General features: G+C 68.2%; 18 protein-coding genes. 1 reads left to right on the top strand and 17 read right to left on the bottom strand.

Annotated elements, in window-relative coordinates:
• Positions 1-11 precede the first annotated feature (11 nt).
• Positions 12-2,789: a preprotein translocase subunit SecA gene (gene secA / locus FHX60_RS00190; protein ID WP_092306221.1), complete on the bottom strand. Its 2,778-nt coding sequence runs from the start codon at positions 2,787-2,789 to the stop codon at positions 12-14.
• A gap of 257 nt (positions 2,790-3,046) precedes the next feature.
• On the opposite strand from secA, the gene FHX60_RS00185 reads away from it, so the two are divergent.
• Positions 3,047-3,550, top strand: a complete 504-nt coding sequence (locus FHX60_RS00185; RefSeq protein ID WP_092306219.1) for a DciA family protein — start codon at positions 3,047-3,049, stop codon at positions 3,548-3,550.
• Positions 3,551-3,619: 69 nt separating this feature from the next.
• Here the strand turns inward: FHX60_RS00185 and lpxC are convergent, their stop codons facing one another.
• The 16 genes from lpxC to rsmH form a co-directional block, all read right to left on the bottom strand.
• Positions 3,620-4,537 (bottom strand): UDP-3-O-acyl-N-acetylglucosamine deacetylase, encoded by a 918-nt coding sequence (gene lpxC, locus FHX60_RS00180; protein ID WP_012353947.1) that lies wholly within the window; start codon positions 4,535-4,537, stop codon positions 3,620-3,622.
• Positions 4,538-4,690: 153 nt separating this feature from the next.
• Positions 4,691-5,197 (bottom strand): peroxiredoxin, encoded by a 507-nt coding sequence (locus FHX60_RS00175; protein ID WP_183282229.1) that lies wholly within the window; start codon positions 5,195-5,197, stop codon positions 4,691-4,693.
• Positions 5,198-5,663: 466 nt separating this feature from the next.
• On the bottom strand, positions 5,664-6,857 hold the full coding sequence (gene ftsZ / locus FHX60_RS00170) for a cell division protein FtsZ (RefSeq protein WP_092306216.1): 1,194 nt from the start codon (positions 6,855-6,857) through the stop codon (positions 5,664-5,666).
• A 179-nt stretch (positions 6,858-7,036) separates the two neighbouring features.
• Positions 7,037-8,269 (bottom strand): cell division protein FtsA, encoded by a 1,233-nt coding sequence (gene ftsA, locus FHX60_RS00165; protein ID WP_010814765.1) that lies wholly within the window; start codon positions 8,267-8,269, stop codon positions 7,037-7,039.
• Positions 8,266-9,216, bottom strand: a complete 951-nt coding sequence (locus FHX60_RS00160; RefSeq protein WP_112776883.1) for a cell division protein FtsQ/DivIB — start codon at positions 9,214-9,216, stop codon at positions 8,266-8,268. The genes ftsA and FHX60_RS00160 overlap by 4 nt, the downstream gene beginning before the upstream one ends.
• 27 nt (positions 9,217-9,243) lie before the next feature.
• Complete coding sequence (locus tag FHX60_RS00155; protein ID WP_183282228.1) at positions 9,244-10,227, bottom strand: D-alanine--D-alanine ligase; 984 nt, start codon at positions 10,225-10,227, stop codon at positions 9,244-9,246.
• Positions 10,224-11,651, bottom strand: a complete 1,428-nt coding sequence (murC, locus tag FHX60_RS00150) for a UDP-N-acetylmuramate--L-alanine ligase (RefSeq protein WP_092306212.1) — start codon at positions 11,649-11,651, stop codon at positions 10,224-10,226. The genes FHX60_RS00155 and murC overlap by 4 nt, the downstream gene beginning before the upstream one ends.
• Before the next feature lie 21 nt (positions 11,652-11,672).
• Positions 11,673-12,743, bottom strand: a complete 1,071-nt coding sequence (murG, locus tag FHX60_RS00145; RefSeq protein ID WP_183282227.1) for an undecaprenyldiphospho-muramoylpentapeptide beta-N-acetylglucosaminyltransferase — start codon at positions 12,741-12,743, stop codon at positions 11,673-11,675.
• 109 nt (positions 12,744-12,852) lie between these two features.
• Positions 12,853-14,094, bottom strand: coding sequence for a putative lipid II flippase FtsW (ftsW, locus tag FHX60_RS00140; protein ID WP_092306208.1), 1,242 nt, complete (start codon positions 14,092-14,094; stop codon positions 12,853-12,855).
• Positions 14,091-15,605 carry a UDP-N-acetylmuramoyl-L-alanine--D-glutamate ligase gene (gene murD, locus FHX60_RS00135; protein WP_112776885.1) on the bottom strand — a complete coding sequence of 505 codons (1,515 nt, stop codon included), beginning with the start codon at positions 15,603-15,605 and terminating at the stop codon, positions 14,091-14,093. Before murD ends, ftsW begins: the two co-directional genes overlap by 4 nt.
• A 70-nt stretch (positions 15,606-15,675) precedes the next feature.
• Positions 15,676-16,845, bottom strand: coding sequence for a phospho-N-acetylmuramoyl-pentapeptide-transferase (gene mraY, locus FHX60_RS00130; RefSeq protein WP_092306204.1), 1,170 nt, complete (start codon positions 16,843-16,845; stop codon positions 15,676-15,678).
• A 13-nt stretch (positions 16,846-16,858) separates the two neighbouring features.
• Positions 16,859-18,259, bottom strand: a complete 1,401-nt coding sequence (locus tag FHX60_RS00125) for a UDP-N-acetylmuramoyl-tripeptide--D-alanyl-D-alanine ligase (protein ID WP_183282226.1) — start codon at positions 18,257-18,259, stop codon at positions 16,859-16,861.
• Positions 18,256-19,827 (bottom strand): UDP-N-acetylmuramoyl-L-alanyl-D-glutamate--2,6-diaminopimelate ligase, encoded by a 1,572-nt coding sequence (locus tag FHX60_RS00120; protein WP_112776887.1) that lies wholly within the window; start codon positions 19,825-19,827, stop codon positions 18,256-18,258. Before FHX60_RS00120 ends, FHX60_RS00125 begins: the two co-directional genes overlap by 4 nt.
• Positions 19,828-19,837: 10 nt before the next feature.
• Positions 19,838-21,643: a peptidoglycan D,D-transpeptidase FtsI family protein gene (locus FHX60_RS00115; protein WP_092306198.1), complete on the bottom strand. Its 1,806-nt coding sequence runs from the start codon at positions 21,641-21,643 to the stop codon at positions 19,838-19,840.
• A complete protein-coding gene (gene ftsL / locus FHX60_RS00110; RefSeq protein WP_092306196.1) occupies positions 21,643-21,954 on the bottom strand; it encodes a cell division protein FtsL in 312 nt (103 codons plus the stop codon). The genes FHX60_RS00115 and ftsL overlap by 1 nt, the downstream gene beginning before the upstream one ends.
• Complete coding sequence (rsmH, locus tag FHX60_RS00105; protein WP_112776888.1) at positions 21,951-22,952, bottom strand: 16S rRNA (cytosine(1402)-N(4))-methyltransferase RsmH; 1,002 nt, start codon at positions 22,950-22,952, stop codon at positions 21,951-21,953. The genes ftsL and rsmH overlap by 4 nt, the downstream gene beginning before the upstream one ends.
• Between the last annotated feature and the right edge of the window lie 4 nt (positions 22,953-22,956).

Raw genomic sequence — 22,956 nt, 5'->3', positions numbered from 1 at the left:
CCTGACTCAGTTCAGCTGAGCTTGCCGTGGCACTGCTTGAACTTCTTGCCCGAGCCGCACGGGCACGGATCGTTGCGGCCGACCTTGGGCATGCCCGCCAGCGCCAGCTCGGCGGCGGCCATGGCCGTGCCGGTGCGCGGCGACGGCGCCTCCTCGACCGGCTCGCGGCCTTCGGCGAACTCGTCGTGCTTGTACTGCACGTTCTCCAGGTGCGACAGGCCTTCCTCGATCTGCTCCGAGGCCTGCTCCAGCTCTTCCGGCGACTGGATCTGCACGTTGAAGGTCACGCGCGTGACTTCGTTCTTGATCACGTCCAGCAGGCGCGCGAACAGCTCGAACGACTCGCGCTTGTACTCCTGCTTGGGGTCCTTCTGCGCGTAGCCGCGCAGGTGGATGCCCTGGCGCAGGTGATCCAGCGCGGCCAGGTGCTCGCGCCAGTGCGTGTCGATGCTCTGCAGCATGACCGAGCGCTCGAAGCCGGCGAACGACTCGCGGCCGACCATCGCCACCTTGCTGTCGTAGCGCTCGGCCGCCGCCTTCATGATCAGGTTGAGCAGCTCTTCGTCCTCGATGCTCTGCGCGCCCTCGATGGTCTGCGCCAGCGGCACCTCCAGGCCCCAGTCCTCGCGCAGGCGCGTTTCCAGGCCGGCGATGTTCCACTGCTCTTCCATGGTGTCGGCCGGCACGTGGTCGCGGAACAGCTCGATCAGCACGCCCTCGCGCAGGTTGACCACCATCTCGCCGACGTCGTTGGCCTCGAGCACGTCGTTGCGCAGCTTGTAGATTTCCTTGCGCTGGTCGTTGGCGACGTCATCGTACTGCAGCAGCTGCTTGCGGATGTCGAAGTTGCGGCCTTCCACCTTGCGCTGCGCCGATTCGATCGAACGCGTGACGATGCCGGCTTCGATCGGCTCGCCCTCGGGCATCTTCAGGCGCTCCATGATGGCGCGCACGCGGTCGCCGGCGAAGATGCGCAGCAGCTGGTCGTCCAGCGACAGGTAGAAGCGCGACGAACCCGGGTCGCCCTGGCGGCCGGCACGGCCGCGCAGCTGGTTGTCGATGCGGCGCGACTCGTGGCGCTCGGTGCCGACGATATGCAGGCCGCCCGCGGCCTTGACCTGCTCGTGCAGCGACTGCCATTCATCCTTGAGCTGCTGGATGCGCGCGGCCTTGTCGGCGTCGGACAGGCCGGCGTCGGCCTCGATGAAGCCGGCCTGCTTCTCTACGTTGCCGCCCAGCACGATGTCGGTGCCGCGGCCCGCCATGTTGGTGGCGATGGTGATCATCTTCGGGCGGCCGGCCTGCGCCACGATCTCGGCTTCGCGCGCATGCTGCTTGGCGTTGAGCACCTGGTGCGGCAGCTGTTCGCGGTCGAGCAGGCCCGACAGGTATTCCGAGGTCTCGATCGAGGTGGTGCCCACCAGCACCGGCTGGCCGCGCTCGTAGCAGTCGCGGATATCACGCACCACGGCGTCGTAGCGTTCCTTGCCGGTCTTGTAGATCTGGTCCTGCAGGTCCTTGCGCTGGGTCGGGCGGTTGGTCGGGATCACCACCACTTCCAGGCCGTAGATCTCCTGGAACTCGTACGCTTCGGTGTCGGCCGTGCCGGTCATGCCGGCCAGCTTCTCGTACATGCGGAAGTAGTTCTGGAACGTGACGGTCGCCAGCGTCTGGTTTTCCTGCTGGACGGTGACGCCTTCCTTCGCTTCCACGGCCTGGTGCAGGCCGTCGGACCAGCGGCGGCCGGTCATCAGGCGGCCGGTGAATTCATCGACGATCACGACTTCGTCGTTCTGCACCACGTAGTGCTGGTCGCGGTGGAACAGGCTGTGCGCGCGCAGGGCCGCGTACAGGTGGTGCATCAGCGTGATGTTCTGCGGCGCGTAGAGCGATTCGCCCTCGCCGATCAGGCCCAGCTGCGACAGGATCTCTTCGGCCTTTTCATGGCCGGCCTCGGTCAGGTAGACCTGGTGGCCTTTCTCGTCGACGTAGTAGTCGCCCGGCTTCTCGACCCCGGTGCCGTCGGCCTTTTCCTCGCCGATCTGGCGCTCGAGCAGCTTGGGAATGCCGTTCATGCGCTGGTACAGGTCGGTCTGGTTCTCGGCCTGGCCGGAGATGATCAGCGGGGTGCGGGCCTCGTCGATCAGGATCGAGTCCACCTCGTCGACGATGGCGTAGTGCAGCGGCCGCTGCACGCGCTGCGACGGGTCGTAGACCATGTTGTCGCGCAGGTAGTCGAAGCCGAACTCGTTGTTGGTGCCGTAGGTGATGTCGGCGTTGTACGCTGCCTGCTTCTGGTCGTGCGCCATCTGCGACAGGTTCACGCCCACCGACAGGCCCAGGAAGTTGTACAGCCGGCCCATCCATTCGGCATCGCGCTGCGCCAGGTAGTCGTTGACGGTGACCACGTGCACGCCCTTGCCGGTGATGGCATTCAGGTACACGGCCAGCGTCGCGGTCAGGGTCTTGCCTTCGCCGGTGCGCATTTCGGCGATCTTGTTGTCGTTCAGCACCATGCCGCCGATCAGCTGCACGTCGAAGTGGCGCATCTTCATGACGCGCTTGCTGGCCTCGCGGCACACGGCGAAGGCTTCGGGCAGCAGCGCCTCGAGCGATTCGCCGCCGGCGTGGCGCTGCCGGAAGGCCTCGGTCATGCCGCGCAGCTCGTCGTCGGAGAGCTGCTCGAACTTCGGCTCCAGCGCATTGATCTGCGCCACCGTGCGGCGGTATTGCTTGATCAGCCGCTCATTGCGGCTGCCGAAGACTTTCTTGAGAAGGCCCGTGATCATCGATTGCTTTCACCTGCGCGGAACCGGGTGGCATCCCCAGGGAAGGCGGACTGCCCCGGCGGCCGGGCGCGGTAATGGATAGATTGGCGCAAAACGCCGAGTTTATCATGTGCCGGGGTCACGGCCGGCGGCGCGGGGCGCCGGCGCAGGCCCTGCCGCAAGCAGTTTGGGATGGTTGCGCCGGCTTCAATCCGGCCGCCCTCGCTTTCGGCCGGCGCTGCCTGCGTGCCCGCGCCGCCCCTTGCTAGAATGGACCCATGCGCCGCTTCACCCATCCCGCCCTGCAGACCCCCGCCGCCAAGCCGCTCAACGACTGGCTGGACAAGGCCGGCCCGGTGTCGACGCTGCTCCAGACCGCGCGCCAGCTGTCGGTGCTGGAGGCCGAGGTGCTGGCGTTGCTGCCGGCCGGCATGCGCGCGGGCCTGGCCGTGGCCGGCATCAAGCGCGACCCGTCCGACCCCAACGGCCAGGTGCTGCTTTTGCTGGCGGCCCATGGCGCGGCCGCGGCGCGGGTGCGCCAGGTCGTGCCGACGCTGCTCGCGCGCCTGCAGCAGCGCGGCTCGCCCGTCACCTCGATCCGCGTGCGGGTGCAGCCCGAGGTGCAGCGCCATTCCGACTGGGAGGTGGAGCCGGTGGCACGGCCGCGCACCGGCGGCCGCATGACGCCGACCGGGCTGGCCAATCTCGACCAGCTCGCGCGCAGCCTGCCCGATTCGCCTCTGCGCGACGCGCTGAATACGCTGCTATCCCACCACCGCTGAGCGACCGCGCTGCGTCCAAAAGCAAAAGAGCCGACCTGTGCAGGTCGGCTCTTTCTCTATGCGAGGAACTCAGGCGAAGGCTGGCTGGGCCTGCGGCAGGAACGCCGCCGGGGCTTCCTCGACGCGGTCGAATGTGACCAGTTCATACGCTTCCTGGTCTGCCAGCAGCGCGCGCAGCAGTTGGTTGTTCAGGCCGTGGCCGGACTTGTTCGCCACATAGGCGCCGATCAGCGGATGGCCGACCACGTACAGGTCGCCGATCGCATCCAGGATCTTGTGGCGCACGAACTCGTCGCCGTAGCGCAGTTCCTCGTTGTTGAGCATGCGGTGCTCGTCCAGCACGATCGCGTTGTCCAGGCTGCCGCCGCGCGCCAGGCCCATTTCGCGCAGTGCCTCGACCTCGTGCGCAAAGCCGAAGGTGCGGGCGCGGGCAATCTCGCGGACATAGCTGGTGTCGGCGAAATCGATCGAGAAAGTCTGGCCGGTCTTGTCGACCGCCGGGTGGCGGAAGTCGATGGTGAACGACAGCTTGAAGCCGAAGAACGGCTCCAGCCGCGCGAGCTTGTCGCCCTCGCGCACTTCCACCGGCTTCTTCACGCGGATGAAGGTCTTGGGCGCGTTCTGTTCTTCGATGCCGGCCGACTGCAGCAGGAACACGAAGGACGCCGCGCTGCCGTCCATGATCGGGATTTCCTCGGCGTCGACGTCGACATAGAGGTTGTCGATGCCCAGGCCGGCGCAGGCGGACATCAGGTGCTCGACGGTGGAAACGCGCGCGCCATCCTTCTGCAGCACCGACGCCAGGCGCGTGTCGCCGATGGCCGACGCGGCCACGGGAATCTCGACGGCCTCGGGCAGGTCGACGCGGGTGAAGACGATGCCGGTACCAGCCGGCGCCGGACGCAGCGTCAGCGTGACCTTGCGGCCGGAGTGCAGGCCGATGCCGACGGTCTTCACCAGGGATTTGATCGTGCGCTGTTTGAGCATGACAGCCTCAACAATTATTAAAATCTATCATGTTATCTTTTTGATTAAGGGATTTTACCACCACATCCGGGACGCTGCAGCCGGGTTTTGTTTCCGGCTGTTAACACGCCCGTCACAAGTTACGTATTATCCACGTTTACCCGGATGACTGTGTCAGCCACGCAACGCCGCCAGCACGGCCTCGGCGCTGCTGACGCGGAATTCGCCCGGCGCCTCGACGTCGAGCCGGGTCACCACGCCATCCTCGATCACCATGGCAAAGCGCTTGGCGCGCACGCCCATGCCACGCGCGCTCAGGTCCTGGTCCAGGCCCAGCGCGCGGGTCCACTCGGCGCTGCCGTCGGCCATCATCCGCACCTTGCCAGCCACCTGCTGCTCGCGGCCCCAGGCGCCCATCACGAAGGCGTCGTTGACCGAGACGCACCAGACCTCGTCCACGCCGGCGTCGCGCAATGCCCCGGCATGCTGCACGAAGCCCGGCACATGCTTGGCCGAACACGTCGGCGTGAAGGCGCCGGGCAGGCCGAACACCACGATCTTGCGGCCGCCGACCAGGTCCGCCACCTTGAACGCATTGGGGCCGAGCGCGCAGCCGTTGCTTTCGGTCTCGAAAAATTCCTGCAGCGTGGCGTCGGGGACGCGGGAACCGACAGTGATCATGGCTTTCTGGTTTTCCTTGGGTGTCTGAACGGGTCTATGAAGGATAGGACGGATGCGGGGCCGCATGGCGGCGCGTTGGCGCAGTGCAACCCAACGATCATAGGCGCCCGGCCGGCGCTGCCAAAGCCGGATCACATCCCGTGACATTCGGACGAATTTCGATACAGCTGAAGACGCTACAAAGACGTCCGCGCGGCGCACCTTTTGGGTGCGCCGCGCGGACGGCGATACATCCCGACCGGGAAGGCGGGAAACCAGTCCGGGGAGGCGGCCAGCGGCACGCCCGTCCCGGCGACGGGATGCGGGTGAAGCGCTGTCCGGCGCAAGGCGCGGCGCCGCCAGCAGCCCGGCGGTTCACGTCAGTCCATGCAAGGCACGCGCGGATGGGGAGCGCACGTGCATCGCGACCAGGCGACGCGTTCCGTCAGGCGGCCGGTGGAGGCACCGATGCCGCGCCAGGCAGGCTTCAGTCTGCCTGCTTGCGCAGGAAGGCCGGGATATCGTACGTATCCACACCCTTTTCCTGCAGCGCCGCCACGTGGGCCGATGCCGACTCACGCGAGCTGCGCCACACTGCCGGCGTATCCAGGTTGCTGTAGTCCGGCGAGCTGTGCTGCGCGGCGGTGGCGGCCATGTTGGCCATCATCTGCACCGGCATGTTGTCGGTGCCGGTCTTCAGCAGCGTCATCGGCTGTTGCTTCTTGGCCGAGCGGCCCAGGCCGGTCGCGACCACGGTCACGCGCAGCGCATCGCTCATCGAATCGTCGTACACCGTACCGAAGATCACGGTGGCATCTTCCGCGGCGTAGCTGCGGATGGTGTTCATGACTTCCTTGGTTTCCGACAGCTTGAGCGAACGGCTGGCGGTGATGTTGACCAGCACGCCGCGCGCGCCGGACAGGTCAACGCCTTCCAGCAGCGGGCTGGCCACGGCCTGCTCGGCCGCCAGGCGGGCGCGGTCGACGCCCGACACGGTGGCCGTCCCCATCATGGCCTTGCCCTGCTCGCCCATCACGGTCTTGACGTCTTCGAAGTCGACGTTGACCAGGCCGTCAACGTTGATGATCTCGGCAATGCCGGCCACCGCGTTGTGCAGCACGTCGTCGGCGCACTGGAAGCACTTGTCCATCTCGGCGTCGTCGCCCATCACCTCGAACAGCTTCTCGTTGAGCACCACGATCAGCGAGTCGACGCTCGATTCCAGCTCGCTGGAACCGTGCTCGGCCACCTTGGCGCGGCGCGCGCCTTCGAAGTCGAACGGCTTGCTGACCACGCCCACGGTCAGGATGCCCATCTCCTTGGCGACCTGCGCAACGATCGGCGCGGCGCCCGTGCCGGTGCCGCCGCCCATGCCGGCAGTGATGAAGACCATGTGCGCGCCACGCAGGGCGTCGGCGATCTGCTCGCGGGCCTGATCGGCGCAACCGCGGCCGACTTCCGGCTTGGCGCCGGCGCCCAGACCCGTATTACCGAGTTGCAGCACGCGCGAAGCGGTCGAACGCTTGAGCGCCTGGGCATCGGTATTCATGCAGATGAATTCCACGCCCTGTACGCCGCGGCTGATCATGTGCTGCACGGCGTTACCACCCGCACCGCCCACGCCAACCACCTTGATGATGGTGCCGTCCATCACTTCCGTTTCGATCATGTCAAAGTCCATCACTGCCTCCGAGAAAAATCAGTCCCCAGACGATGCGGCCTCCCCGCCGCAACCCCTGGTTTCTGAACAAGAAACCAAAAAAAGAAAATCTGAAAACTCTCACCTGACACGCAGGCCTGTCCGGTAGACCGTCCTGCCTGCGCACCGTTGCATCGTCAGCGCGTCAATTTCCGCATCGATCAGAAATTGCCGACAAACCATTCCTTCATGCGGGTCCACACCTGCTTGACCGACCCGCTCTGCACCGCCACCTTGCGCCCGCGCATGCGTTGCACGCGGCCTTCCAGCAGCAGGCCCATCACCGTCGCGTAGCGCGGGCTCTTCACCACCTCGTGCAGGTTGCCGCGATACTCGGGCACGCCGACGCGCACGGGCTTGAGGAAGATGTCCTCGCCCAGCTCGACCATGCCCGGCATCATCGCGGTCCCACCGGTGATGACCACGCCCGACGACAACAGTTCTTCATAACCCGACTCGCGCACCACCTGGTGCACCAGCGAGTACAGCTCTTCGATGCGCGGCTCGATCACCGCGGCCAGCGCCTGGCGGCTGAGCGTGCGCGTGCCGCGGTCGCCCACGCCCGGCACCTCGATCATGTCGTCCGGGTCGGCGATCGCCTGCTTGGCGATGCCGTACTGGATCTTGATGTCCTCTGCGTCCGGCGTCGGCGTGCGCAGCGCCATCGCGATATCGTTGGTGATCTGGTCGCCGGCGATGGGGATCACGGCCGTATGGCGGATCGCGCCCTCGCTGAAGATGGCGATGTCGGTGGTGCCGCCGCCGATGTCGACCAGCACCACGCCCAGTTCCTTCTCGTCCTCGGTCAGCACCGCCAGGCTCGACGCCAGCGGCTGCAGGATCAGGTCGTGCACTTCCAGGCCGCAGCGGCGCACGCACTTGACGATGTTCTGCGCGGCGCTGACCGCGCCGGTGACGATATGCACCTTCACTTCCAGGCGGATGCCGCTCATGCCGATGGGCTCGCGCACGTCTTCCTGGCCGTCGATGATGAATTCCTGCGTCAGGATGTGCAGGATCTGCTGGTCGGTCGGGATATTGACCGCCTTGGCGGTCTCGATCACGCGCGCGACGTCGGTCTGCGTGACCTCCTTGTCCTTGATCGCCACCATGCCGCTGGAGTTGAAGCTGCGGATATGGCTGCCGGCAATGCCGGTGAAGACCTCCGAAATCTTGCAGTCGGCCATCAGCTCGGCCTCTTCCAGCGCCTTCTGGATCGACTGCACGGTGGCCTCGATGTTGACCACGACCCCTTTCTTCAGACCCTTGGACTCAGACTGGCCCATCCCGATCACCTCGTAGCTGCCGTCGGGGCGCAGTTCCGCCACCACGGCCGCCACCTTCGAGGTGCCGATATCGAGACCGACCAACAGGTCCTTGTATTCCTTGCTCATCGGGTTTTCTCCGCGTTCTTGCTCTTCAGTCGCGTCGGATTGTTGTTGGATGTACCTGAAACCGTTGCGGCCGCCCCCGGCCTGGCGGCGCTGGTCGCCGCACTCGTCGCCGCGCTCGCCGCCTTCGCCTTGGCCGCTCGCTCCGCCTTTTCCGCCCGCACCGCCGCCGCGATCTGCGCCTCGGTCAGGAAGCGCGCGTTGGCGGCGCGGATGGCGAAGCCGTTGGGATAGCGCAGGTCGGCGTACTCGATCTGGCTGCCCCATTGCTGCGTAACCTGCGGCCAGGCCGCGACGAAGCGGCGCACGCGCTGGTCCATCGCGGTGCGGTCCTCATCGTTCTGCTCGCGGCCCAGCTCGACCTCCATGCCGTTGGACAGGCGCGCGCGCCAGGCGTAGCGGCCGGACAGGGCCACCGCCAGCGGCTCGGCCTTGAGCGGCTTGAACCACTGGCGCATCACCTCGAGCTTTTCGATCACGTCGGCTTCGCTGTCCGGCGGCCCGTCCAGCGCCAGCAGCTGCGCGTCTTCTTCCGCCTCGGCGGTGTTGGCGACAAAGATCTCGCCATAGGTGTTGATCAGCCGGCCGCTGTCGGGCGCGCCCCAGGTGCCCAGCGCCTCGTGCTCCTCGACCTCGACCGCGAGGCCGTTGGGCCATTCGCGCCGTACGCTCGCGCGCCGCACCCACGGCACCGACTCGAACGCCTGGCGCGCCGCGTTGAGGTCCAGCGTGAAGAAGTTGCCGGTCAGCTTGCCCAGCGCGCTGGCGCGCACGCTGGGCGCGTTCACGTGGCGCAGGGCGCCGCCGTCCATCGGGCCGATCTCGACGTGCGTGATGGCAAACACCGGCCGCTGCGCCAGCCACAGCAGGCCCGCCGCGAGCGCCATCAGCGCCACCACGGCATACAGCGTGGAGGCGATCAGGTTGAGCAGGCGTGCGTTATGCCACATGGTCCGGTGCGGTCCTGTCGGGTGAAGTTATTCGGGTTTCCAATGCTCGTTGGGATGCAGGTCCAGCGTGGCGGCGGCCACCACCTGCAGCACGAAGTCCTCGTAGCTGATGCCGACCGCGCGCGCCGCCATCGGCACCAGCGAATGGCCGGTCATGCCGGGCGAGGTATTCATCTCGAGCAGGTAAGGCGTGCCGTCGGCGCGCAGCATCACATCGGCGCGCGCCCAGCCGCGGCAGCCCAGCACGCGGTAGGCCTGCACCGCCAGCGCCTGCACCTGCCGTTCGACTTCGGCATCCAGGCCCGACGGACACAAGTACTGGGTATCGTCAGTAAAGTACTTATTTTGATAGTCGTAGTTGGCCTCGGGCGCGACGATGCGGATCACCGGCAGCGCTTCGGCGCTGTCGCCCTCGCCTACCACCGGGCAGGTCAGCTCGGCGCCGTCGACGAAAGTCTCGGCGATGACGTCGTTGTCCAGCGCCGCGGCCTTGTCGAAGGCGGTGCGCATCTGGTCCGCCGCGGTGACCTTGGTCAGACCGATCGACGAGCCTTCGCGCGCCGGCTTGACGATCAGCGGCAGGCCCAGGTCGGCCACCACCGCGTCAAAGTCGGTGTTTGCCTGCAGCATGGCGAAGCGCGGCGTGGCCAGGCCGTGCGTCATCCACAGGCGCTTGGTGGCCTGCTTGTCCATGGCCAGCGCCGACGCCAGCACGCCGCTGCCGGTGTACGGCACGCCCAGCTGCTCGAGCAGGCCCTGGATGGTGCCGTCCTCGCCGTAGCGCCCGTGCAGCGCGATGAAGACGCGGTCAAAACCGGCCGCCGCCAGCTCGGCCACACCCTGCAGGCCGGGGTCGAAGCCGTGCGCGTCCACGCCGCGCGACTGCAGCGCGGCCAGCACGCCGTTGCCGGACATCAGCGAGATTTCCCGTTCGGCCGAGCGGCCGCCCAGCAGCACGCCGACCTTGCCCAGGGACTTGGGATCGATATTGGGATGGGCGACGAAGCTCATGCCTGGCTCCCTTGCTGCAGCGGTTGCTGGTGCGACACCAGTTGTCCCGGCACGCCGCCGATCGAGCCCGCACCCATGGTCACGACCACATCGCCGGGCCGTACGGCGTTCAGGATGGCCTGCGGCATCTCTTCCATCTGCTCCACGAAAACAGGTTCGACCTTGCCCGCCACGCGCAGCGCGCGGGTCAGCGCACGGCCGTCGGCGGCGACGATCGGGGCCTCGCCGGCGGCGTAGACCTCGGCCAGCAGCAAGGCATCGACCGTGCCCAGCACCTTGACGAAGTCTTCAAAGCAATCGCGCGTACGGGTAAAGCGGTGCGGCTGGAACGCCAGCACCAGGCGGCGCCCGGGAAAGGCGCCGCGCGCGGCGGCCAGCGTGGCGGCCATTTCCACCGGGTGGTGGCCGTAGTCGTCCACCAGCGTGAAGGTGCCGGCGCCGTCGGGCGTGGCGACTTCGCCGTAGCGCTGGAAGCGGCGGCCGACGCCGTGGAATTCACGCAGCGCCTTGACGATGGCGGCATCCGGCACTTCCAGCTCGGTGGCAATGGCGATCGCCGCCAGCGCGTTCTGCACGTTGTGCATGCCGGGCAGGTTCAGCACGATCTCCAGCGGCGGCTCGGCATGCTGGTTCAGCTGGCGCAGCACGGTGAAGTGCATCTGGCCGTCGACCGCGCGCGCATCCACCGCGCGGATCTGCGCATCTTCGGCAAAGCCGTAGCGCACCACCGGCTTGGACACGAACGGCAGGATCTCGCGCACATTGGGGTCGTCCACGCACAGCACCGCGATGCCGTAGAACGGCAGCCGCTGGGTGAATTCGATGAACGCCTGCTTGAGCCGGGCAAAGTCGTGCCCGTAGGTGTCCATGTGGTCGGCATCGATATTGGTGATGACCTCGATGACCGGGAACAGGTTCAGGAACGAGGCATCCGATTCGTCGGCTTCGGCGACGATGAAATCGCCGGTGCCCAGGCGCGCGTTGGCGCCGGCGGAGTTGAGCCGGCCGCCGATGACGAAGGTGGGATCGAGGCCGCCTTCGGCCAGCACCGATGCCACCAGGCTGGTGGTGGTGGTCTTGCCGTGCGTGCCGGCAATGGCCACGCCCTGCTTCAGCCGCATCAGCTCGGCCAGCATCACCGCGCGCGGCACCACCGGGATGCGCTGGCTGCGCGCGGCCAGCACTTCGGGGTTGTCACCGCTGACCGCGGTCGACACCACCACCGCGTTGGCGCCGCTCACGTTGGCGGCGTCATGGCCGTGCATGACGGTGGCGCCCAGCGACGCCAGGCGCCGCGTGGCGGCATTGTTGCCCACGTCCGAGCCCGAGACCTTGTATCCCAGGTTCAGCAGGACCTCGGCGATGCCGCTCATGCCGGCGCCGCCGATGCCCACGAAGTGGATGTTCTTGACGATATGCTTCATTGGATTGCTGCTTCGCTCACTTCAGTCCCTGGCCAGCTCGCTGCATACCTCGGCGACGCGCCGGGTTGCCTCAGGCCTGGCCAGTCCGCGCGCCAGGCGCGCCATGTCTTTCAGCTGCGGCCGGGTCAGCCTGGCAATGGTCTGCGCCAGGCCCTCGGCCGTCAGGTCTTTTTGCTGCACGAGCAGGGCCGCGCCCTGGCTCGACAAAAACTGTGCGTTGGTGGTCTGGTGGTCGTCCACCGCATGCGGGAACGGCACGAACAGTGCTGCCACGCCCGCCGCGGCCACTTCCGACACCGTCATCGCGCCGGCGCGGCAGATCACCAGGTCCGCGTCGGCGTAGGCGCGCGCCATGTCGTCGATGAACGGCAGCGTCTGCGCCGGCACCTGCGCCGCGGTGTAGTTGGCGCGCAGCGTATCGATCTGCCTGGCGCCCGCCTGGTGCGTCACCACCGGGCGCTGGTCCTGCGGCAACAGCGCGATGGCCTTGGGCACCACCTCGTTGAGCGCGGCGGCGCCCAGGCTGCCGCCCACCACCAGGATGCGCAGCGGGCCGTCGCGCCGGTCGTAGCGCGCCCCGGGGGCATCCAGTTGCGCCAGTTCCTCGCGCACCGGGTTGCCGGTCCATTCACTGCCGGGCAGTGCATCGGGGAACGCGCACAGCACGCGGTCCGCCACCCTGGCCAGCACCTTGTTGGCCAGCCCGGCGATCGAGTTCTGCTCGTGCAGCACCAGCGGCCGCCCCAGCAGCGACGCCATCATGCCGGCCGGGAAGGTGATATAGCCGCCCATGCCCAGCACCACGCTCGGACGCACCCGCCGCAGCGCGGCGATGCTCTGCCAGAACGCGCGCAGCAGGTTCAGCGGCAGCAGGAACTTGGTCACCAGCCCCTTGCCGCGCAAGCCGCCGAACTGGATGAACTCCATCGGGATGTCGTGCTTCGGCACCAGCGTGGCTTCCATGCCGGTGCGGTTGCCCAGCCAGACCACGTTCCAGCCCTGCGCGCGCAGCGCCTGTGCGACCGCCAGCCCGGGGAACACATGTCCCCCGGTGCCACCGGCCATCACGAGCAGGGTGCGCGGCTGCGTCATACCTTCCCTCCGCGCATCAGCACCCGATTTTGGCTTCGGCCGCTGCGCTTAACTTCCTGCTGACGCAGGAAGTTAGCCTTCGCCGAAACCGTGTATTGCTGCGCTCCGGTCATACCTTCCCTCCGCGCATCAATACACGGTTTTCATAATCAATGCGCAGCAGGATCGCCAGCGCCACGCAATTCATCAGGATGCCCGACCCGCCATAGCTGACCAGCGGCAGCGTCAGCCCCTTGGTCGGCAGCAGGCCCAGGTTCACGCCCATGTTGATAAAGGTCTGCCAGCCGATCCAGACACCGATGCCCTTGGCCACCAGGCCGGCAAAGGTGCGGTCCAGCTGCAGCGCGGTGCGGCCGATATTGAAGGCGCGGCGCACCAGCCAGTAGAACAGCACGATCACCACCAGCACGCCGATAAAGCCGAATTCCTCGCCGATCACGGCGAGGATGAAGTCGGTATGCGCCTCGGGCAGGTAGTGCAGCTTTTCGATGCTGCCGCCCAGCCCCACGCCGGTCCATTCGCCACGCCCGAACGCGATCAGCGAGTGCGTCAGCTGGTAGGCCTTGCCGAGCGCATTGCTCTCTTCCCACGGGTTCAGGTAGGCGAAGATCCGCTCGCGCCGCCACGGCGACGCGGTGATCAGCAGCGCGAACGCCCCGATCGCCACCCCGACCAGCCCGGCGAAGAGCTTGCCGTTGATGCCGCCCAGGAACAGGATGCCCATCGCCACCGCGGCGATCACCAGGAACGCGCCCATGTCGGGTTCCAGCAGCAGCAGCAAGCCCACCACCACCACCGCCACGCCCATCGGCAGGAAGCCCTTTGAGACGGTCTGCATCCACTCCTGCTTGCGCACGGTGTAGTTGGCGGCATACAGCACCACCGCCAGCTTCATCAGCTCGGACGGCTGGAAGTTCATCACGCCCAGCGGAATCCAGCGCCGCGCGCCGTTCACGCCCTTGCCGACGAACGGCACCAGCACGATCACCAGCAGGATCAGCGCCACGATGAAGAGCTTGGGCGCGTAGCGGTCCCATACCTTGACCGGCACCTGGAACGCGGCCAGCCCGACCGACAGCCCGATCCCCAGCGCGAACGCATGGCGCAGCAGGAAGTGGCTTTCACGGTAGTTGGCGTAGCGCGGCGAGTCCGGCAGCGCGATCGAGGCCGAGTAGACCATCACCAGGCCGAGCGCGAGCAGCACGATCGAGACCCACAGCATGGGCTGGTCGTACTCCATCATGCGCGAGCGGGTCGGCTTGACGCCCGACACCGCGTCGCGCAGGCCACCCCAGGCATTGCCGATGGTGGCGCCGATAAAACCGCTGCGCTTGACCTGTGCGTCACTCATGGCAGGATCCCCCGGGACAGGGCCAGTTCTTCCACCGCGCCGCGGAACACCTCGGCGCGATGCACGTAGTTGCGGAACATGTCGAGGCTGGCGCACGCCGGCGACAGCAGCACCGCGTCGCCGGCCTCGGCCAGCGCGGCGGCCTGCGTCACCGCCTCTTCCAGCGTGGCCGCGTCGACCAGGCTGGCGCCGCTGCCCTGCAGCGCATCGCGCAACTCAGCCGCGGCGCGGCCGATCAGCACCACCGCGCGCGCGTACTGCGCCACCGGCGCGGCCAGCGGCGAGAAATCCTGCCCCTTGCCCTCGCCCCCGGCGATCAGCACCACGCGCTTGTCCAGGCCCGACAGCGCGGCCACGGTGGCGCCCACGTTGGTGCCCTTGCTGTCGTCGAAGTACTCGACGTCGTCGATGGTGGCGACCCACTCGACGCGGTGCGGCTCGCCGCGGTATTCGCGCAGGCCGTGCAGCAGCGCGTTCAGCGGCAGGTCGATGGCACGGCACAGCGCCAGCGCGGCCATTGCGTTGGTGGCGTTGTGCATGCCGCGGATGTGCAGCGCGTCGGCCGGCATCAGGCGCTTGTGGCGCACCGGCACCGCTTCCGGCGCGGCCTCGGCCGCGGCCTTGCGGCGGCGCGGCTTGCCCTCCCCTTGCGCGTCGGGATCGGGCTCGGCCAGCACCAGCCAGGGCATGCCGCCCTCGCGCAGGATGCCGAAGCTGCCCGGCACTTCGGGCAGGTCGATGCCGAAGGTCACCGGCGTGGTGCCGGGGCGTGCCATGTCCAGCGTCAGGCGGTCGTTGCGGTTCAGCACCTGCACGCACGCGTGGCCGGCCGGGCCGAAGATGCGCGCCTTGGACGCGGCATAGGCTTCCATCGAGCCGTGCCAGTCGAGGTGGTCCTGCGTCACGTTGAGCACGGTGGCGGCATGCGGCGCCAGCGTATGGGCGGTTTCCAGCTGGAAGCTCGACAGCTCCAGCACCCAGACCTCCGGCAGCGACGCCGAGGCGATGCAGGCCGACAGCTTGTCCAGCGCCGACGGGCTGATATTGCCCGCCACCGCCACGCTCTTGCCGGCGCGCTCGACCAGGCGGCCAGTCAGCGCGGTGGTAGTGGTCTTGCCGTTGGTGCCGGTGATCGCGAGCAGCTTCGGCGCATAGCCGGACTCGGCCTCGAGGTGGCGCAACGCGCGCACGAACAGCTCGATCTCGCCCCACACCGGGATGCCACGCGCCTGCGCCGCGGCCAGCAGCGCGCCGGTGGCGGCTTCCAGCGGCGACAGGCCGGGGCTGATCGCCACCAGGCCGATGCCGTCGAGCAGATCCTCAGTGAACGGGCCGCCGACGAATTCGGCCGAAGTCAGTTCGGCCTGCAGGAACACAAGGTTGGCAGGCGCCTCGCGCGTGTCGGCCACGCGCACCGCGCAGCCGTTCAGGCCACACCAGCGCGCCATGGCCAGCCCCGACTCGCCGAGGCCCAGTACCAGCACATGAGGTTTTTGCAGCTCGCCGAACACTTCGATTTCCTGCCCTTGGTTTCCCGTATCTATATAAAGCGCGCCGCGGGTCTCAGCCCCGGCGCAACCATCAACGCAGCTTCAGCGTCGACAACCCGATCAGCACCAGCAGCATGGTGATGATCCAGAAGCGCACCGTGACCTGCGTTTCCTTCCAGCCGCCCAGTTCGAAATGGTGATGCAGCGGCGCCATCCGGAACAGCCGCCTGCCCTCGCCATAGCGGCGCTTGGTAATCTTGAACCAGGTGACCTGCGCCATCACCGACAGCGTTTCCACCACGAAGATGCCGCCCATCACGAACAGCACGATCTCCTGGCGCACGATCACCGCCACCGTTCCGAGCGCGCCGCCCAGCGCCAGCGCGCCCACGTCGCCCATGAACACCTGCGCCGGGTGCGCGTTGAACCAGAGGAAGGCCAGCCCTGCCCCGCCCAGCGCCGAGCAGAAGATCAGCAGCTCGCCCGCGCCCGGGATATGCGGGAACAGCAGGTACTTGCTGTAGACCGCGTTGCCCATCACGTAGGCAAACACGCCCAGGCCGCCGCCGACCAGCACCACCGGCATGATCACCAGGCCGTCCAGGCCGTCGGTCAGGTTGACGGCGTTGCTCGAGCCCACGATCACCAGGTAGGTCAGCACGATGAAGCCGGCCACGCCCAGCGGATAGCTGATCTCCTTGAAGAAGGGCACGATCAGGTTGGACTTGTACGGCATGTCCAGCGACAGCCCGCCCTCGACCCAGTTCAGGAACAGCTCCCAGACCCGCACGTTGCTGCTCTCGGACACCGAGAACGCCAGGTAGACCGCCGCCACCAGGCCGATCAGCGTCTGCCAGAAAAACTTCTCGCGGCTCGACATGCCGCGCGGGTCGCGATACACCACCTTGCGGTAGTCGTCGACCCAGCCGATCGCGCCATAGCCGAAGGTGACCAGCATCACCACCCAGATAAAGCGGTTGCCCCAGTCGCACCACAGCAGCGTCGACACCGCGATCGACACCAGCACCAGCACCCCGCCCATGGTCGGCGTGCCGGACTTGACCAGGTGCGTCTGCGGGCCGATGGTGCGCACCGCCTGGCCGACCTTCAGCTCGGTCAGCTTGCGGATCACCCACGGCCCGAACGCCAGGCCGATCACCAGCGCGGTGAGGTTGGCCATCACCGCGCGGAAAGTCAGGTAGTTGACGACCCGGAGGAAGCTGTAGTCGTTTTGCAGCCACTGGGCCAGAGCCAATAACATCGTGTTGTCTTATTTAGTGTGCGGAAGTGTCTGCGACCAGCGCCGCGACCATCCGTTCCATGCGCATGAAGCGCGATCCCTTCACCAGCACGGCGCCCGCTTGCGCCACCATGCCCCCGCTGTCTTCCTCCAAGGCCCTGGCCAGGTCTTCCGCGCTGCCGAAATGGCGGCCGTTGGCGCCGAACGCCTGCACCGCATGCACCGCCAGCGCGCCAATGGCCCACAGTGCGTCGATGCCGCGCGCCTGGGCGTAGGCACCGATCTCTTCGTGGAACGCCGGACCCTGGTCGCCCACCTCGCCCATGTCGCCCAGCACCAGCACGCGCGGCGCGGCAAAGCCGGCCAGCACGTCGATGGCGGCGCGCATCGAGTCGGGGTTGGCGTTGTAGGTATCGTCGATCACCACCGTGCCGGCCGGCGTGTACTTGACCTGCAGCCGCCCCTTCACGGGCTTGAACTCCTCCAGGCCCGCCTGGATTGCCGGCACGTGCACGCCCGCGGCGAGCGCGCAGGCGATCGCCGCCAGCGCATTGCGCACGTTGTGCTCGCCCAGCAGCGCCAGCCGCACCGCGAAGGCATGGCCCGGCGCCCGCACCTGCATCACCTGCACGCCGTCGATCAGTTCCACGGTGGCATGCACGTCGGCCTGCTGCGAGGTGCCGAACGACAGCGCACGGCGCGTGGCCGCCGCCGCGCGCCACACCGGGGCGTAGGCGCCGCCGCTTTCCGCGTCGAGCGGGAACACCGCCACGCCGTCGGCCGGCAGCGCCGCGATCGCAGCGGCGTGCTCGTGCGCCACGGCTTCCACGCTGACCATGAACTCCTGGTGCTCGCGCTGGGCGTTGGTGATCACCGCCACGGTGGGCTGGGCGATGCCGGCGAGGTAGACGGTCTCGCCGGGATGGTTCATGCCAAGTTCCAGCACCGCCAGCTCGTGCGCGGCGCGCAGGCGCAGCACCGTCAGCGGCAGGCCGATATCGTTGTTCAGGTTGCCGCCGGTGGCCAGGCGCTGGTCCTCGCCGACGGCCGCGGCGAAGATCGCCGCGATCATTTCCTTGACCGTGGTCTTGCCATTGCTGCCGGTCACCGCCACCGCCGGCAGCGTGAACTGGCGGCGCCAGCCGGCGCCCAGCTCGCCCAGCGCAATGCGCGTGTCCGGCGCGACGATGGCCGGCACCGCGGCATCGACCTCGCGGCTCACCAGCACCGCGGCGGCGCCCCGCGCAACCACGTCGGCAATAAAGTCGTGCGCGTCGAAGCGCTCGCCCCGCAGGGCCACGAACAGGTCGCCGGGTTCGACGCTGCGGCTGTCCGTATGCACGCGCGCGAAGCGCACGGCGCCGTCGCCGGAAATACGCGCGCCGGCGATCCAGCCGGCGGCTTGCTGCAAGGTGGTCATGGTGGTCTGGCTCATGCCGATACTCCGCGCGTGGCCAGTGCCAGCCGTACGTGTTCGCGATCCGAGAACGGGCGCTTGCGGCCCTGGATCTCCTGGGTGGCCTCGTGGCCCTTGCCCGCCACCAGCACCACGTCGGCCGGGGCCGCGTGCCGGACCGCATAGAGGATGGCGGCGGCGCGGTCTTCGATCTGGCGCCCGCGCGCGCGCTCGGCCATGCCGTCGGCAATCGCGTCGAGGATGTCCTGCGGATCTTCGCTGCGCGGGTTATCGCTGGTCAGCACGACTTCGTCGGCCAGGCGCTCGGCCACGGCGCCCATCAGCGGGCGCTTGATCGGGTCGCGGTCGCCGCCGCAGCCGAACACGCACCACAGGCGGCCGTTGCGCGCCTGCGCCACCGGGCGCAGTGCGGCCAGGGTCTGCTCGAGCGCGTCGGGGGTGTGGGCGTAGTCGACCACGGCCAGCGGCGCCTGCGCGGCGTCGTGGCCACTGCCGGCACCGAACAGCTCCATGCGCCCTTCCACCGGCGCGAGCGCGCGCAGCGCGGCAATCGCCGCGTCCCACGCCACGCCGTTGGCCAGTGCCGCGCCCAGCACCGCCAGCAGGTTGCTGACGTTGAAGGCGCCGATCATCGGCGTCGCCATCTCGGCGTGGCCGAAGCTGCCGTCGATATGGAAGGCGGTGCCGGTCGCCGTGGCGCGCACGTTGGTGGCGCGCAGCCATGCGCCACGCGGCCCGCGCACCGTGGCGGCGGCGGGGCCGTCGATGCCGTATTCGATCACGTGCGGCGCGGCCACGGCGGCGGCGTCGGCCGCCAGCAGGCGCTGGCCCATGCCGTCGTCGCGGTTGATCACCGCAGTGCGCAGGCCGTCCCAGCGGAACAGGCGCGCCTTGGCGGCCTCGTACTCGGCCATCGAACCGTGGTAGTCGAGGTGGTCCTGGGTCAGGTTGGTCAGCACCGCCACCGAGAAATGCGTGCCGGCCACGCGCTCCTGCTCGAGGCCGTGCGACGACACTTCCATCGCCACGGCGCGCGCGCCGGCATCGTGCAGGGTGGCCAGGCTGGCCTGCAGCTGCACCGCGTCCGGGGTGGTGAAGCCGGTTGCCTGCAGTGCGTCCGGGAAGCCGGTGCCGAGCGTGCCGATGGCCGCGCAGGGCGTGCCGGCGGCCTGCAGCACGCGCGCCAGCCACTGGCTGCACGAGGTCTTGCCGTTGGTGCCGGTGATGCCGGTCACGACCAGGCCGCGCGCCGGGTTGCCGTGCCAGCCGGCGGCGATCGGGCCGGCCAGCTGGTGCAGGCGGCTCACGGCCAGGTGCGGCACCGCGTCGCCGAAGGGCCAGTCGAAGCCGTCGGCCTCGTAGACCACGGCGCCGGCGCCGGCGGCAATCGCCTGCGCGATATAGGGCCGGCCGTCGGTGGCAAGGCGGTCGTTGCCCAGCACGTAGGCGAAGAACACATCGCCGCGCGCCAGGCGCCGGGTATCGCCGCTCAGCTGCGCCGCGGCGGCCACGTTGGTACGCAGCCAGGCCAGCGCGTTGCTGGCCTGGGCGGTGACCTCGAGGGGGAGCAGGGGCTTGGCCGTCATCGGGTCGATCTCATTGGGTCGAACTCCACGGTTCGCTTTCCTGCACCTTGTCGCTCACCACCAGCTGGCGGATCGGCGAATCGGGCTGGACATTCAGCGCGCGCAGCGTGCCGCCGGTGATGGCCGCGAACGCGGGGCCGGCCACCAGGCCGCCGTAGTGGCTGCCGGCGGTGGGCTCGTCCACGCTGACGGCAACGATGATGCGCGGGTTCGACATCGGCGCCAGGCCGATGAACGAGGCGCGGTACTTGCTGCGGTTGTAGCCGCGCCCTTCATGCTTGTAGGCGGTGCCGGTCTTGCCGCCGACGCGGTAGCCCATCACCTGCGCCTCGGGCGCGGTGCCGCCGGGCGCGGTCACGGTTTCCATCATCGCGCGCACGTCGCGCGCCACCTGCGGCGACAGGATGCGCTCGCCGGTAGCAGGGCCGTTGGTGCGGAACATCGTCACCGGGATCAGCTCGCCGTCATGGGCGAAGATGGTGTAGGCATGCGCCATCTGGAACAGCGACACCGACAGGCCGTAGCCGTACGACATGGTGGCCTGCTCGATCGGGCGCCAGCTCTTGTACGGGCGCACGCGCCCGGCCACCGCGCCGGGGAAGCCGATCTTGGGCGCCTGGCCCAGGCCGATGCTGGTGTACATGTCCCACATTTCCTGCGGCTTCATCATCATCGCGATCTTGGTCGTGCCGATGTTGGACGACTTCTGGATCACGCCGGTGACGGTGAGCGCGCCGTAGTTGTGGGTATCGGTGATGGTGGCGCCTTCGAAGTTGTACTTGCCGGTGGTGGCGATCACCGTCGACGGCGACACGCGCTTGAGCTGCAGCGCCAGCCCCACCGTGATCGGCTTCATCATTGAGCCGGGCTCGAAGGTGTCGGTCAGCACGCGGTTGCGCAACTGCTCGCCCGAGAGCCGGGTACGGTCGTTGGGGTTGTAGGTGGGCCAGTTGGCCAGCGCCAGCACCTCGCCGGTCTGGGCGTCGAGCACCACCGCGCTGGCGGCCTTGGCCTTGTGCTTGTCGACCACGGCCTTCAGCTCGTTGTAGGCCAGGTACTGGATCTTGGCGTCGATCGACAGCTGGATGTCCTCGCCGTCGCGCGGGGTCTTCAGCACGCCGATGTCCTCGACCACGCGGCCGAGCCGGTCCTTGATCACCTGGCGCGCGCCGGCACGGCCGGCCAGGCCGCTCTCGCGCGCGAGCTCGACGCCTTCCTGGCCGCGGTCCTCCACATTGGTGAAGCCGACGATATGCGCCATCGCCTCCCCTTCCGGGTAGAAGCGTTTGTACTCGCGAGTCTGGTGGATGCCGTCGATCTTCAGCGCGGCGATCTTGTCGGCGACGTCGGGCAGCACCTGGCGCTTCAGGTAGACAAAGCCCTTGTCTTCGGACAGCTTCTTGCCCAGCTCCTTCTCGGACATGCCGAGCAGCCGGGCGAGCTGGCGGATCTTGCCGGCCTCGACCTGGTTGGGCACGTCCTCGGGCACCGCCCAGATCGCCTTGACCGGCAGGCTGGTGGCCAGCACCAGGCCGTTGCGGTCGAGGATCTTGCCGCGCGTGGCCGGCAATTCGAGCGTGCGCTGGAAGCGCTTCTTGCCCTCGGCCTCGTAGAACTGGTTGCCCGGCCCCTGGATCCACGCCGCGCGCACGGCCAGCGCGACGAACGCGGCGAACATCAGGAACACCACCAGCTTGGAGCGCCACATCGGCAGGCGCAGGCCCAGCACCGGGCTGGCGGCGAACTGGCCGCTGCGCGGGCGCGAGGCGGTGCCGTTGCGGTCACGGCGGGGCGGGTTGGGGCGGGCCATGCTCATCAGCGCGCCTCCGCTGCGCTGGCCGGCGCGGACGGTGCCGGCGGCAGCACGATGCCGGACAGGTACTGGGTCTTGCCGGGGTTGACCGGTGCCATCTTCAGCTGCGCGCGCGCCGCATCGGCAATGCGCGCGCTCTTGCCCAGCGCGCTCTGCTGGTATTGCAGGCGCGACCAGTCGATATCGAGCTGCTTCTCTTCCGCCTGGGCCCGCTCCAGCGCGACGAACAGCGTGCGCGCCTGGTGCTGCGCGCTCACCAGCGACAGCGCGCACAGGATCAGCGCGGCCAGCAGGAAGAAGGTCAGGCGGTTCATGCGCGCGCACCTCCGCCGGCGGTCGACACGGCAGGCGCCAGCTTCTCGGCCACGCGCATCACCGCCGAGCGCGCGCGCGGGTTGGCGGCCACCTCTTCGGCGCCCGGCTTGTAGCGGCCGAGCAGGCGCAGCGTCGGTTGCGGCAGGTCGGCCGCGCGCAGCGGCGCGCGGCGCAGCGCCGGGTCGGCATCCTGCTGGGGACGGGCGTGCGCCGCCATGAACCGCTTGACGATGCGGTCCTCCAGCGAATGGAAGCTGATCACCACCAGGCGTCCCCCTACCTGCAGCAGGTCATAAGCCGCCTTCAGCCCTCTTTCGAGGTCCTCAAGCTCTTGATTGATGTGAATCCGTAGAGCCTGAAAGGTGCGGGTCGCAGGGTCCTGACCCTTCTCGCGTGTTTTGACGGCTTTCGCCACGAGCGCGGCAAGGTCGGCAGTAGTGGCGACGGGTCCGCCATCGCCGGATTCGCTCCGGCGAGCAACAATCGCCTTTGCAATCTGTACAGCAAACCGTTCTTCCCCATAGTCTCGTATCACCCTGGCAATGTCCTGCTCATCCGCCTGCGCCAGCCACTGGGCGGCAGTGATGCCGCGCGTGGTGTCCATGCGCATGTCCAGCGGGCCCTCGAAACGAAAGGAAAACCCCCTCGCCGCTTCATCGATCTGGGGCGAGCTGATCCCCAGGTCGAGCAGCACGCCGGCGACATGGCCGCGCCCCGCCAGGCGTTCGGCCATGGCCGCAAAGCTCGCGTGCTCAATGGAGAAGCGGGCATCCTTGATGGTGCCCGCTTCTGCGATTGCTGCTGGGTCCTTGTCGAACGCAACCAGGGCCCCGTCTGGCCCCAGCCGGGCCAGTACCGCCCGGCTGTGCCCTCCCCTGCCGAAGGTGCCGTCGACATAAACCCCGTCGGGCCGCCAGACCAGCGCGTCGACGGCCTCGTCCAGCAGCACGGTGCGATGGTGCAGGGCGGGGGTTGCCGGGGTTCCGGTAGGACTCATGACC

It is taken from the genome of Cupriavidus alkaliphilus (assembly GCF_014191175.1).
Classification (GTDB): domain Bacteria; phylum Pseudomonadota; class Gammaproteobacteria; order Burkholderiales; family Burkholderiaceae; genus Cupriavidus; species Cupriavidus alkaliphilus.
This window is presented reverse-complemented; position numbering and strand designations above follow the sequence as displayed.